This is a genomic window from Haemophilus parahaemolyticus (assembly GCF_018373095.1).
Lineage (GTDB): Bacteria > Pseudomonadota > Gammaproteobacteria > Enterobacterales > Pasteurellaceae > Haemophilus_A > Haemophilus_A parahaemolyticus_A.
The window spans coordinates 16,773-29,577 of record NZ_JAHAHT010000009.1 but is presented as its reverse complement, the minus strand read 5'-3'; the positions used below and the strand labels follow the sequence as shown (position 1 = coordinate 29,577).

Genomic DNA, 12,805 nt, shown 5'->3' with positions numbered 1-12,805 from the left:
TAATGGTGTCTGGTTCGACCTATCTCTTTTAGGTTGCATTAAACAAAATTTCGATTACACTACTTAACTCTCGCATTCGCGATTTTATATAGGAAACCAAAAATGAGCATTGAAGAACGCGTAAAAAAAATTATCGTTGATCAATTAGGTGCAGACGCTGCACAAGTTAAACCTGAAGCTTCATTCATCGAAGATTTAGGTGCTGACTCTTTAGACACCGTTGAATTAGTAATGGCTTTAGAAGAAGAATTCGATATCGAAATTCCTGATGAAGAAGCTGAAAAAATCACAACAGTTCAATCAGCGATTGACTACGTGACAAAAGCTAACGCATAATTCTACAAATAAGGCGGTTTTAAACCGCCTTATTTATTGCCTAAATCTTTTCATTTTTTAAGCGATTAAATCTCAAAAGGTTGCAACATTAACTAAAATCCTTATAATTCGCCTTCGTTGTAATCACAACATTCCAATTAACACCTCAATGCCGACTTAGCTCAGTAGGTAGAGCAACTGACTTGTAATCAGTAGGTCACCAGTTCGATTCCGGTAGTCGGCACCATTTTCTAATAATAATTCCTTTTTATTTATCAACCTTTTCTTTCCTAAATATTTGAATAAAAATAAGCGCTGAAATTTCTCCAATCTTTTGCAAAATCTTACCGCTTGCACCTCAAATAGAAAAAATCCCTCCACATTACATTTTTGCATTGCATTTTCATCAAAAATCTTGTATTTATGCAAGCTATCACTCAAAACAACATTTATTTAATTATTCAGGAGCAACACAATGCAAAATGTCGGTTTTATCGGTTGGCGTGGAATGGTAGGGTCTGTGTTAATGGATCGTATGGTTCAAGAAAATGATTTCGCAAACATCAACCCTGTTTTCTTCACTACTTCACAAGCGGGTCAAAAAGCCCCTGTTTTTGCAGGTAAAGAAGCGGGCGAATTAAAAAACGCATTCGATATTGAAGAGTTAGCAAAATTAGACATTATTGTCACCTGCCAAGGTGGTGATTATACCAACGAGGTTTATCCAAAATTACGTGCAGCAGGCTGGAATGGCTACTGGATTGATGCCGCATCTGCCCTTCGTATGGAAAAAGATGCGATCATCGTATTAGACCCAGTGAACCAACACGTTATTTCTGAAGGCTTGAAAAACGGCGTGAAAACCTTTGTGGGGGGGAACTGCACAGTGAGCCTGATGTTAATGGCAATCGGTGGTTTATTCGAAAAAGATTTAGTGGAATGGATCTCTGTTGCAACCTACCAAGCGGCTTCTGGGGCGGGTGCGAAAAATATGCGTGAATTGCTTTCACAAATGGGCTTATTGCGTGATGCCGTGAAAGATGAATTAGCAAATCCAGCTTCTTCAATTTTAGATATTGAACGTAAAGTGACGGCTGAAATGCGTTCTGACAGCTTCCCAACAGAAAACTTTGGTGCGGCATTAGGCGGTAGCTTAATTCCTTGGATCGACAAATTATTACCAGAAAGCGGACAAACCAAGGAAGAGTGGAAAGGCTATGCAGAAACCAACAAAATTCTTGGTTTAAGTGATAACCCAATTCCTGTGGATGGTTTATGCGTTCGTATCGGTGCATTACGTTGCCACAGCCAAGCGTTCACCATCAAACTCAAAAAAGATTTACCATTAGCGGAAATTGAGCAAATCATCGCTTCACACAACGAATGGGTAAAAATGATTCCAAACGACAAAGAAACCACATTACGCGAATTAACCCCTGCGAAAGTAACAGGTACATTAAGCGTGCCAGTGGGACGACTTCGCAAATTGGCAATGGGACCTGAATACTTAGCTGCTTTCACAGTAGGCGACCAATTATTATGGGGTGCAGCAGAGCCTGTACGTCGTATTTTGGTTCAATTAATTAAATAATTTCTCCTCGCAACAAGCGGTAGATTTTGATGAGCAGTTTGCAAACGCTCAACAAGATTCTACCGCTTTTATCATTCAACTCATCTTATGAAAAAACCAACAGCCCCCATTAAAATTGTCTTTTTCGACATCGACTACACCCTTTACATCAAAGACGAAGCTCGTATTCCTACTTCAGTTACGGAACAGGTACTTCCACGCCTCAAAGCGAAGGGCATTATTCCTGCTATTGCTACTGGGCGAAACTATGACGGCTTCCCTGAAGCACTTAAGCCTTTGATGAACGAAAATGGGTTTGAGCTTTTTGTGACTATTAACGGGCAAGATAATCTTTACCAAAGCAAGCAGATTTCAGATTACCGCTTAAGCGTGCAACGTATTCAACAATCGGTCGAAAAACTGGAAAAATTGGGCATTGCTTACGCTTTTGTTAGCCGTAACGCAATTGCTGTGTCGGAAAACAGCGAGATAGTTTGGAATGCTACTTCTCCGATTACTAAAGATTACATCGTTGATCCGAAGTTTTATCTTAAAGATACCACCGTGCAAATGCTGGCGTATTATCCCGAAGAACAAACACAAGAAGTGATAGATGCAGGCGTATTGGGTTCAGATTTAAAAGCAGTGCGCTGGAATGAAAATGCGGTAGATATTTTGCTTAAAGACAACTCTAAAGCTCGTGGTATTCAAGATGTAATCAACTATTTTGGCTTTAACATTGAGAATGCAATGGCATTTGGTGATGGTTTAAATGATATGGAAATGTTGGATACTGTTGGTTTTGGCGTAGCAATGGGCAATGCTGAGCCAGAACTCAAACCATTGGCGGATTTTGTCACCAAAGATATTCGTGAAGACGGGATTTTGTATGCATTGGAAACTTTGGGTGTGATTTAATGCGAATATTAAAAACCACCGCTTGTCTCACGACAAGCGGTGGTTTTTCTAGAATATATTACTGATTGGATTAACCTGCTACAGCAATACGTTTCATATCAGTCATATAACCGCGTAATTCTTCGCCGATTAATTCTACTGGGTGATTGCGAATTGCGTTGTTGATATCGCGTAAGTAAACGTTATCGATTTCAACGGTTGGTGTTGGTTCGCCTAAATCACCTTTTTGTAAAGTTGGGATTAATTGCTCTGCAAGAATTGGGGTTGCTACGTTTGCGAATAAGTAGTTACCGTATTCTGCCGTGTCTGAAATTACCACGTTCATTTCATATAAACGTTTACGTGCGATTGTGTTTGCGATAAGTGGTAATTCGTGTAATGACTCATAGTATGCAGATTCTTCGTAGATACCGCTTGCTACCATTGCATCGAACGCCATTTCTACGCCCGCTTTTACCATTGCAATCATCACCACACCGTTATCGAAGTATTCTTGTTCAGAAATTTTGATACCGTCAGCTTTTGGTGCATTTTCAAAGGCAGTTTTACCTGTTGCTTCACGCCATGCGAATAAATCTTTGTCGCCATTCGCCCAGTCTGCCATCATTGTTGCAGAGAAGTGACCGCTGATAATATCATCCATATGTTTTAAGTATAAGAAGTTTAATTGCTCTTTGATTTGCTCTGCTAATTCAAAGGCACGGATTTTTGCACTGTTTGATAAGCGATCCATCATTAGCGTGATGCCACCTTGTTTTAACGCTTCAGTGATGGTTTCCCAACCGTATTGGATTAATTTGCCTGCGTATGCTGGATCTTTACCGTCTGCCACTAATTTGTCGTAGCACACGATTGAACCTGCTTGTAACATACCGCAAAGAATGGTTTGCTCACCCATTAAGTCAGATTTTACTTCTGCCACGAATGAAGATTCTAACACGCCCGCACGGTCGCCGCCTGTTGCTGATGCCCACGCTTTTGCAATCGCTAAGCCTTCGCCTTGTGGGTCGTTTTCAGGGTGAACTGCGATTAATGTTGGTACACCGAAACCACGTTTGTACTCTTCACGCACTTCTGTACCTGGGCATTTTGGTGCTACCATCACCACAGTGATGTCTTTACGGATCTCTTCGCCTACTTCAACAATGTTGAAACCGTGTGAATAACCGAATGCTGCACCTTGTTTCATTAAAGGCACAACGTCAGCCACCACTTTAGAGTGTTGTTTGTCTGGCGTTAAGTTGATCACTAAATCTGCGGTTGGAATTAACTCTTCGTAAGTGCCAACTTTAAAGCCGTTTTCTGTTGCACGTTGGAATGATGCACGCTTTTCTGCAATCGCTTCAGCACGTAATGCGTAAGCGATATCTAAGCCAGAATCACGCATATTTAAACCTTGGTTTAAACCTTGTGCACCGCAACCCACGATCACGATTTTTTTACCTTTTAATACTTCGCAACCATCTGCGAATTCGCTGCGATCCATAAAACGGCAGCGACCTAATTGGTCTAATTTTTGACGTAAATTTAATGTATTGAAATAGTTATGAGCCATATTTGCATTCCTTCTTTAAAATGGGGTTGTTTAAGTTGGACGCAGTATAGTTCAATCATTTTATTGCGTAAATTGATATTATTGAGATTTTATATTGCATTTTTTGCAACTAAATACTGAAAATTTATCAGCACACAAAAAAGCCCGATTATTCAAACACGACAAACAATCGGGCAATACGGAGTTAAGTTTTTATTATAGTTCTACTTAAAAAGCTGTTTTGTAGATTTCTAGGATCTCTTCTGCTGTGCAATCACGCGGATTGCCGCCTGTGCATACATCTTTCAGTGCATCTTGAGAAAGGGACACTAAATCTTCCTCTTTCACACCAATCATATGTAATTTTTCTGGAATGCCAACATCATGCGAGAGTTGTTTTACTGCATCAATAGCAGCTTGACGATACTCTTCTTGGCTCATGTCATAAACGCCTTTAACGCCCATTGCGCGTGCAATTTCTCGGAATTTCTCACCTGTTGCCGGTGCATTGAATGCTAGAACATAAGGTAATAACACTGCATTTGCAATGCCGTGTGGTGTGTCGTAGTAGGCAGAAAGAGGGTGAGCCATACTATGTACAATACCTAATCCCACATTTGAGAAGCCCATACCTGCAACATATTGACCGAGTGCCATACCTTCTCGGCCTTCTTTGGTATTAGCCACCGCACCACGTAAGGAGCTAGAGATCAAGCGGATTGCTTCTAAGTGTAATGCATCGGTTAATGCCCAAGCAGCTTTGGTAGTATAACCTTCGATGGCGTGAGTTAAGGCATCCATACCAGTTGCTGCAGTTAAACCTTTTGGCATACTTTCCATCATTTCTGGATCGACTAATGCAACGATGGGCACATCATGCACGTCAACACAAACGAATTTGCGTTTTTTCTCTTCATCGGTAATAACATAGTTAATTGTCACTTCAGCTGCAGTCCCTGCGGTAGTTGGAATAGCGATAATCGGTACACATTTATTACGCGTTGGCGCTACACCTTCCAGTGATAATACGTCACTAAATTCAGGGTTGTCGATAATAATCCCAATCGCTTTTGAGCTATCAATTGGTGAACCGCCACCAATAGCAATTAAATAATCCGCACCGCTGGCTTTAAATTTTGCTACGCCTTGCTTAATCACCTCTACGCTTGGATTAGCTTTGACTTCATCAAAGATCTCGTAAGGTAATCCTGCTTCATCTAACAAGCGGGTAACTTTCTCGACAACTTTGAATTTCACTAATTCTTTGTCAGTCACAACAAAAGCTTTTTTGAATTGGCGACTGCGTACTTCATCAACAAGATGTCCAATCGCGCCTGCACCATGATAACTGGTTTCATTAAGAATGATTCGATTAGCCATAATAGACTCCATGATTTTACAAATTAAAGAAGAGGGACTGATGGCACATCCTGTGCCATCAGAAATTTATTTTAAGACTTTCCAGCATCTGTAACCGTAGATTGAAATCATCACAAAACAGATAAGTGGTAAGATGAATGAGAAGTTTACAGCTGGGATACCCATAACAACACCTTGGTCAATGATCATACCTTGTAGTGGTGGCATTAACGCACCGCCCACAATCGCCATGACTAAACCTGCTGCACCTAAAGTTGATTCTTCTTTCAAGCCATCTAAAGCGATACCGTAGATAGTTGGGAACATAAGAGACATAAAGCCTGAAGTTAAGATTAAGCAATATAAGCCCCATACTCCGTCGATGAAAATGACACCTAAGATGCTGAAGAATCCGCCGATAGCAAAGAGCATTAACATAAATTCAGCTTTAAGATATTTCATTAAACTGGTGCTGACAAAACGGCTCACAATGAAGATACCCATCGCGATAATGTTAAAGTTTTGACCTTCCGATTTAGTGAAACCTAAACGCTCAGCGTATTGTACGATGAATGTCCAGCACATAATTTGCACACCCACATAGAATACTTGTGCAATCACACCTTCACGATATTTTGCTCTTTGAATTAAGCGACCAAAAGATTCTTTAAATGAGATACGAGCACCTTCTTCTACTTTTACTGATGGCATTTTATAAAGGCCGATGATGATAAGCACGGTAACCACAACGAAACCTAACGCAACATAAGGATCGCGAATTTCAGCTAAGTCATGAGTACGAATACCCATTTTTTCGGCTTCTGAAAGTGTATGGAAAATTAAGTTACCTGCCGCATCGCGTTTGTCTGATTCTAAATTAGTCAGTACTAATTGAGAGGCAACGAACATCCCTGTAATTGAGCCTAGTGGGTTGAAAGATTGTGCAAAATTCAAACGACGCGTTGCGGTTTGAGGATCACCCATTGCAAGAATATAAGGATTTGCTGTGGTTTCTAAGAAAGCCAAGCCGAAAGTTAAGATATAAAGTGAAATTAAGAAGAAATTAAACACTTCATATTTTGCGGCAGGCCAGAATAAAAATGCCCCGATTGCATAAAGAACTAAGCCCAACATAATGCCAGCTTTATAACTATAACGGCTAGCAAAAAGTGCAGCTGGGATTGCCATTGTGCCGTAACCACCATAGAAGGCAAATTGCACAAGTGCCGCTTCAGAGGCAGGGATTTCCATTACAGTTTGGAATACGGCAACCATTGGGTTGGTAATATCATTCGCAAATCCCCAAAGGGCAAATAAGCTCGTAATTAAAATGAAGGGAACAAGGAATTTCTTTTCTAAAACTTTAGCACTCATAATATGTTTCCTCATATTGAATGGGTATGATTTCAGCTAGGATTATTCTTCAATACGTAATCCGTAAGATTTAAATTTTTCAAGCACAACCGCCATTTGCTCTTTGCTGAGTAGCGGAATATCTAAGCCTGTCGATAACAGTTGCAAATACCACGTTGCCAACACTTCTACTTCGTGAGCAAGCCATAACGCTTTATCAAGGTTAGACTCACACGCAATTAAACCGTGGTGTGAAAGTAAAATCGCTTTGCTTTCTTTAATCCCTTCACGCACATAATCAGCCAATTGATGTGTACCGAAAGTAGCATAAGGCACGCAAGGGATATGATCTGTACCACCAACTGCAATCATATAGTGAATGGGCGGAATCGGTTTTTCGAGAATAGAAAGCCCTGCACAGTTTTTCGCGTGGTTATGTACTACTGCATTCGCTTCTGGGCGTGCTTCATACGCCGCTAGGTGGAATTGCCATTCACTTGAAGGTAATTTTCCCTCTTCGTGTTTACCGTTTTTATCTACGTAAACGATGTCTTCAGGTTTAGTAAGTTCGTAAGGTTTACCTGTTGGGGTAATAAGCATACCGTCTTTATAACGCACACTCACATTTCCTGCAGTACCTTGGTTTAAACCAAGACGTGTCATTTCCATACAGGTATCAATAATTTTTTGAGAAAGTTCTAGTCTGTTCATTTGATTCACCTTTTTATTGTAAGATTAGTAAAATTTCTAAGATTTTTAACCGCTTGTAGGGTTATTCCACAGGCGTAACGCCTTTCTTAATAATCACATTGCCATATTTGGCAGTTTCGCCTGTGATTACAACGGCATAAGTTTTTTTAGCACGCTCATAAAAAGCAAAGCGTTCGACGCGTTCTACTTTTGGTGCAGTGCCGTTAATTTTTTTGATAGCTTCTAAATAACGAGCTTCTACGCTTGGATCGAGGCTATCTCCTTCTACCGCTTGCATCATTGCTAATGGTGCTTCAACGTATTGGTCGAATTCAAACAGCGGAGTAATGCCAAGCAATAAAGTGGGGATGTCAACACCATCAGCACGAATTACTTTGTGATGTAATTGATGTGCTGGAAAGTGAGCATCAGAAAGGACCAATTCGTCCCCGTGTCCCATTTCAGCCAAAATTTTTAATAATTCTGGGGAAATTGCGGGGTGGATACCTTTTAACATAGAATGTCTCCTTTTATTATTTATTTGTAATACTGGCTGTTTTCTGACGGCTCAATCCTTGTAACAGTTGGTCGCATCGCTTGTTGAGCTTCGAGCGGTGAGCCAAATCTACCCGCACCAAAGAAAGTAAACATCGCTGCACCTAAAACCGTGGTTTCTGGGAAATCCACCACATCAACTGGACAATTCAGCACATCAGCACGGATTTGATTCCAAAGTGCATTTTTCGAACCACCACCTACGCAAATTAAACTTTCAGCATTGAAGTTGCCTACTTTTTGCAAGAGCTGTAAGCCATCTTTTAGGCGGTAAGCCATATATTCCAGACCTGCACGGTAAATTTCTCCTCGTTTGGTATGCATTGAAAGCCCAACGATTGATCCCATTTGATTGGTTGTGCCATCAAAATTCCCAATCAGTTTTACGCCATTTGCCCCCGCAGGAATTGCACGAGCTTCATCAATCATCGTACGATAATAAGCATCCGTACCTGCCACTTCAGTAAAGAAGCGTTTGCCGAGCCATTCCATAATGCCTGAAGCTACCCATTGCACACCAGGATTGAAGCAACCCGCTTGACTATCAAATTCAATCGTTAAACCGTGTTGAGCAAATTGCCATTCTGGTTTTGCCTGTTGGGTACGAGCCATCAAAATTTCCCAAGTACCCGAGCTTAAAACAGGTTGGTTATAATCTGCTCCTGATCCAAAAATCGCAAATTGAGTATCGTGTCCGCAAGAAATCACGGGAATATCAGCACTCAAGCCTAACTCAACAGCAAGATCCGCTTTTAATCCGCCAATGACCTCACCTGCACTTTTCATTGGTGGGAAATGCTCTTTGCTCAAGCCCAATAAATTCAATACTTCGTCGTCCCAAGCGTCTTGCTCAATACAAGTCATCATAGAAGTTCCTGCCATTGTGCGGTCTGTGCTTTGCACGCCTGTTAAACGGTAGGTCAAGATAGACGAAATAAACATAAAACTATTTGCTTTGGCATAAACCTCAGGTTGATACTGTTTAAGCCATAACAGTTTGAATAGGGTATTAAAGCTGTAATGTCCTACACCATTACGTTGATAAAGTTTTTCTACATCAATGTAATTTGCGAGGCTTGTCATAATTGGCAAGGTACGTGGGCATTTCCACGAAATAATCGGATAAAGTTGGTTGCCCTGTTTGTCAAATAACGCACCATCCACACCAAAGGTGGTCACGGAAATGCCCACAATTTGCTGACGTTGTTCTGGGCTTAATTCCGCTAAGGTTTGTTTCGCACAGGTGAGCAATTTGCCCCAAATTTCATCAATCGCCCAGATGTGATAATCTGGATTTTCTACCCCAGGTTGAGTGTTATTGGGTAGATGGTGAGCACTTAAAATCTTCCCTGTATCATCAATAGCAATGGTGCGAAGGTTGGTTGCACCACAGTCGAAGATAAATGCAATTGCCATGGTTATCTCCTGAATTCTGAAATGTGATGCTACTTATTACTCCGCTCTCTTCCCCCTCTTTAGCAAAGAGGGGGAGAGATTTGGCAGAAAATTCAACCTCATCGTTTAAGTAGCATCTTTTCAAATTTCCTCCATTCGAGGAAATTTGCAATTTATACGCAAATTTTTACCGCTTGCGTTATTTATAAAGCGGTCCAAAGTTCGCACAAGCACGGTAGTCTTGGCCTTCTTTATCTTGACCAAACATATTCCATGCACTTGGACGGAAGACATCTTTTTCTTCCACGTTATGCATATTAACTGGAATACGAAGCATTGAAGCTAAGGTAATCAAGTCTGCACCAACGTGTCCGTAAGTGGCTACACAGTGATTTGCACCCCAGTTTGCCATCACAGAATACACATCTTTGAATGCACCTTTACCATTTAGACGAGGCACGAACCAAGTGGTTGGCCAAGTTTCATTGGTACGTTTATTTAAGATGTCGTGTACATTTTCAGGTAACTCGATTGACCAACCTTCTGCAATTTGAAGAACAGGGCCTACACCTTTGACAAAGTTAATGCGATGCATGGTAAATGGCATACCACCTTTGGTGAGGTATTGAGAAGATAAACCGCCCCCACGGAAGTATTCATACACAGCAGGGCACCAACGCGTATTTTCTAAGCAGCGTTTGCCGTCTGCCTCAGTCACTTCCCAAGCTGGTTTCACTACAGGATTGCCATCTTTGTCTTGGTGTTGACCTGTGCCATCTAATGCGGCAGAACCAGAGTTGATTAAGTGAATGAAACCATTTTCTGGGCGCCAGCCAGTTACACGTTCTACAGAGTCTTCACTCCAGTAAGTACGTACGTCAGCAAAGATTTGAGCTTGACCAGTTAAAAGGTTACCGAACAACATATTTACGGCATTTAAGCTGTCATTTTCAGTGGCAAGAATGTATGGAGGACGTACGCCATTCCAGTCGTAAGTTGAGTTCAACATCGCTTCCATAAAGTCGCCATTTGGACGATGGTCTGTCCAATGGCGTTGACCTTGGAAACCTGCTGCAATCGCATTGTGGCCTAACGCTTCTTCGCCAAAGTTAAGTTCAGCAAGTTTTGGATTGCCGACCATTAAATCGCGTGCGATGATGGTCATTTTGACTAAAGTTTTACGTAACTCCGCTCTTTCTTCCGCAGTCATTTGATTTTCTGGTGCGTTTACATCAACGCCGTCAATGCAGTATTCGTTAGCCCATTCAAGTGCAAGTTCGTATTCTTCATGGTCGTAAATGCCACGGTCAATACGGCGGGTAATTTCAGACATATCCACGTATTCGTTACGCATACCTAAGTATTCTTGGAAGAATGGTTGGTTCACAATAGAACCTGCGATACCCATCGAAACAGATCCGATAGAGAGGTAAGATTTACCGCGTAAAGTTGCCACAGCTAAACCAGCACGGGCAAAACGTAATAATTTTTCACGCACATCCGCTGGAATAGTTTGGTCGTCTGCTTCTTGCACTTCGTGGCTGTAAATAGAGAAAGCAGGTAAACCAAGTTGGTTATGACCAGCAAGGGCTGCTGCTAAATAAACTGCCCCTGGGCGTTCTGTACCATTGAAACCCCAAATCGCTTTTGGTGTGTGTGGATCCATATCAATGGTTTCAGAACCATAGCACCAGCAAGGGGTTACCGTAATCACCGCACCGACATTCTCACGTTTAAATTTTTCGGCACAAGCGGCAGATTCTGCCACGCCACCGATGCAGCTGTCTGCGATTACGCATTCCACGAAATCGCCATTAGTATGACGAACTTCTGAACTAATCAATTTCGCCACAGCTTTCGCCATATTCATTGTTTGATCTTCGAGTGATTCACGCACTCCTAAACGGCGACCGTCGATGGTTGGGCGGATACCAATTTTCACGGGAGTGGATTTCAAAGCAGTCATAGCATTTCTCCTGATTGGTTGAATAAAGAAAATTTCTGTTTTTTATTATTCACAGGGAAAGGCTTTTTTGAAGAAAAACGCGATTTTATGTTCAGTTCTGTGAGCAAGATCACAAAAATAACCGCTTTTAGGTGGAGGAGATAAAAAAACGAATGCCCGTTTTCGCTCCAAAATGGCGGAAACGGGCATTTAAATGCTATAGGCTAGATATGTTTAACTATAAAATTATTTTTCTGGCTGTTCTGATTTTTCAACTTTTTTAGCTCCAAATGCTCCAGAGAATTTCTTTTCTGTACGGTAAATGCCTGCCATCTCATCAGCATGCTCGCCATAAAATTTACCGTCTACTTGAATGTCATTATTTCCAAAAGATCTATTGCTAAAACTATTGCCAGAAATATTAGCTGAGAAAGCTAAATAATCTGATTGTCCTTGTTGTGGAATTTCTAAAGCCCCAGTCAGTGTTTTATTATCAAAATTTACATCAATGACAGCTTTTCCTGTCTGATATCCAAATTTTGCTTTTTGTACATCTTTATTTTCAGCATTAATATTTTCAGCATTAATAACATGCTGACCTTCATATTTAGCCAAGCCAGTAGTCGGAATATTATTTACATCTGTCGCCTTACCTTGAACAAAAGCTACGCTTTCATCACGATTTATAACTACGCCATAACGAGCATCTTGTAAATTACCACCAATAACTTTGTTTGTTAGCCCTGTCTCTTTTGAGTTAGCACCTTTTAACCAGCCGTTTTCTTGAGTCTGAGATGGATCAACAAGTGTAATCTCTGTTCCCCACACTTTTAAGACATTAATATTTTGACTATCTTGTGACCAAGGAATAAAAGTATCGTATCCCTCATAACGATAACCTGTAATCTTATCTTTCTCAGGCTCAGTTTTCTTCTCTGTTTTAGATGTTGCATCATTACCTAAAAGTTTAGCTGTTGTAGAAGAAACTGAATTTGGTAACTTATTTGCTACAGTTTCAGTAATTGTATTTTTTACGTTAGAAGAAGTACTACCGCCACCGCTACCTCCACCGCTGCCGCATGCGGCTAAAGTTAATACGGCTAAAGTGGTTAACGTAAATTTTGCTAAAGCACGTTTCGAAATAGACATAATTAATCCTCTCAAATAAAAA

11 protein-coding genes and 1 tRNA gene are annotated in these 12,805 nt (G+C 41.0%); 4 read left to right on the top strand and 8 right to left on the bottom strand.

Annotated elements, in window-relative coordinates; genetic code table 11:
* Nucleotides 1-102: 102 nt before the first annotated feature.
* The 4 genes from acpP to KH943_RS02100 all read left to right on the top strand — a co-directional run bounded on the left by acpP (nucleotide 103) and on the right by KH943_RS02100 (nucleotide 2,803).
* Nucleotides 103-336 (top strand): acyl carrier protein, encoded by a 234-nt coding sequence (acpP, locus tag KH943_RS02115; protein ID WP_005707420.1) that lies wholly within the window; start codon nucleotides 103-105, stop codon nucleotides 334-336.
* Between the two features lie 150 nt (nucleotides 337-486).
* Nucleotides 487-562: transfer RNA gene (locus KH943_RS02110), tRNA-Thr, on the top strand.
* Between the two features lie 228 nt (nucleotides 563-790).
* Nucleotides 791-1,906, top strand: coding sequence for an aspartate-semialdehyde dehydrogenase (gene asd, locus KH943_RS02105; RefSeq protein ID WP_304106916.1), 1,116 nt, complete (start codon nucleotides 791-793; stop codon nucleotides 1,904-1,906).
* Nucleotides 1,907-1,993: 87 nt separating this feature from the next.
* Nucleotides 1,994-2,803, top strand: coding sequence for a Cof-type HAD-IIB family hydrolase (locus KH943_RS02100; RefSeq protein ID WP_304106913.1), 810 nt, complete (start codon nucleotides 1,994-1,996; stop codon nucleotides 2,801-2,803).
* A gap of 70 nt (nucleotides 2,804-2,873) precedes the next feature.
* Here KH943_RS02100 and ilvC read toward each other — a convergent pair whose 3' ends face one another.
* The 8 genes from ilvC to KH943_RS02060 all read right to left on the bottom strand — a co-directional run bounded on the left by ilvC (nucleotide 2,874) and on the right by KH943_RS02060 (nucleotide 12,783).
* Complete coding sequence (ilvC, locus tag KH943_RS02095) at nucleotides 2,874-4,358, bottom strand: ketol-acid reductoisomerase (RefSeq protein ID WP_304106910.1); 1,485 nt, start codon at nucleotides 4,356-4,358, stop codon at nucleotides 2,874-2,876.
* Between the two features lie 207 nt (nucleotides 4,359-4,565).
* Entirely contained in the window at nucleotides 4,566-5,717 is a 1,152-nt protein-coding gene (fucO, locus tag KH943_RS02090; RefSeq protein ID WP_304106907.1) for a lactaldehyde reductase, read from the bottom strand.
* Nucleotides 5,718-5,783: 66 nt separating this feature from the next.
* The gene (gene fucP, locus KH943_RS02085) at nucleotides 5,784-7,070 is read right to left on the bottom strand and encodes an L-fucose:H+ symporter permease (RefSeq protein ID WP_304106904.1); all 1,287 of its coding nucleotides are present in this window, start codon (nucleotides 7,068-7,070) and stop codon (nucleotides 5,784-5,786) included.
* A 42-nt stretch (nucleotides 7,071-7,112) separates the two neighbouring features.
* Complete coding sequence (gene fucA, locus KH943_RS02080; RefSeq protein WP_005706398.1) at nucleotides 7,113-7,760, bottom strand: L-fuculose-phosphate aldolase; 648 nt, start codon at nucleotides 7,758-7,760, stop codon at nucleotides 7,113-7,115.
* A 61-nt stretch (nucleotides 7,761-7,821) separates the two neighbouring features.
* Nucleotides 7,822-8,256, bottom strand: coding sequence for an L-fucose mutarotase (fucU, locus tag KH943_RS02075; protein WP_005706417.1), 435 nt, complete (start codon nucleotides 8,254-8,256; stop codon nucleotides 7,822-7,824).
* Nucleotides 8,257-8,276: 20 nt separating this feature from the next.
* Nucleotides 8,277-9,710, bottom strand: coding sequence for an L-fuculokinase (fucK, locus tag KH943_RS02070; protein WP_304106893.1), 1,434 nt, complete (start codon nucleotides 9,708-9,710; stop codon nucleotides 8,277-8,279).
* A gap of 178 nt (nucleotides 9,711-9,888) precedes the next feature.
* Entirely contained in the window at nucleotides 9,889-11,655 is a 1,767-nt protein-coding gene (gene fucI, locus KH943_RS02065) for an L-fucose isomerase (protein WP_304106890.1), read from the bottom strand.
* Between the two features lie 225 nt (nucleotides 11,656-11,880).
* A complete protein-coding gene (locus tag KH943_RS02060; protein ID WP_304106887.1) occupies nucleotides 11,881-12,783 on the bottom strand; it encodes a Slam-dependent surface lipoprotein in 903 nt (300 codons plus the stop codon).
* Nucleotides 12,784-12,805 lie beyond the last annotated feature (22 nt).

Bases quoted from the DNA above. Each gene is read 5' to 3' on its own strand.
- acpP (WP_005707420.1), top strand. From the start codon at position 103: ATGAGCATTGAAGAACGCGTAAAAAAAATTATCGTTGATCAATTAGGT.
- asd (WP_304106916.1), top strand. From the start codon at position 791: ATGCAAAATGTCGGTTTTATCGGTTGGCGTGGAATGGTAGGGTCTGTG.
- KH943_RS02100 (WP_304106913.1), top strand. From the start codon at position 1,994: ATGAAAAAACCAACAGCCCCCATTAAAATTGTCTTTTTCGACATCGAC.
- ilvC (WP_304106910.1), bottom strand. From the start codon at position 4,358: ATGGCTCATAACTATTTCAATACATTAAATTTACGTCAAAAATTAGAC.
- fucO (WP_304106907.1), bottom strand. From the start codon at position 5,717: ATGGCTAATCGAATCATTCTTAATGAAACCAGTTATCATGGTGCAGGC.
- fucP (WP_304106904.1), bottom strand. From the start codon at position 7,070: ATGAGTGCTAAAGTTTTAGAAAAGAAATTCCTTGTTCCCTTCATTTTA.
- fucA (WP_005706398.1), bottom strand. From the start codon at position 7,760: ATGAACAGACTAGAACTTTCTCAAAAAATTATTGATACCTGTATGGAA.
- fucU (WP_005706417.1), bottom strand. From the start codon at position 8,256: ATGTTAAAAGGTATCCACCCCGCAATTTCCCCAGAATTATTAAAAATT.
- fucK (WP_304106893.1), bottom strand. From the start codon at position 9,710: ATGGCAATTGCATTTATCTTCGACTGTGGTGCAACCAACCTTCGCACC.
- fucI (WP_304106890.1), bottom strand. From the start codon at position 11,655: ATGACTGCTTTGAAATCCACTCCCGTGAAAATTGGTATCCGCCCAACC.
- KH943_RS02060 (WP_304106887.1), bottom strand. From the start codon at position 12,783: ATGTCTATTTCGAAACGTGCTTTAGCAAAATTTACGTTAACCACTTTA.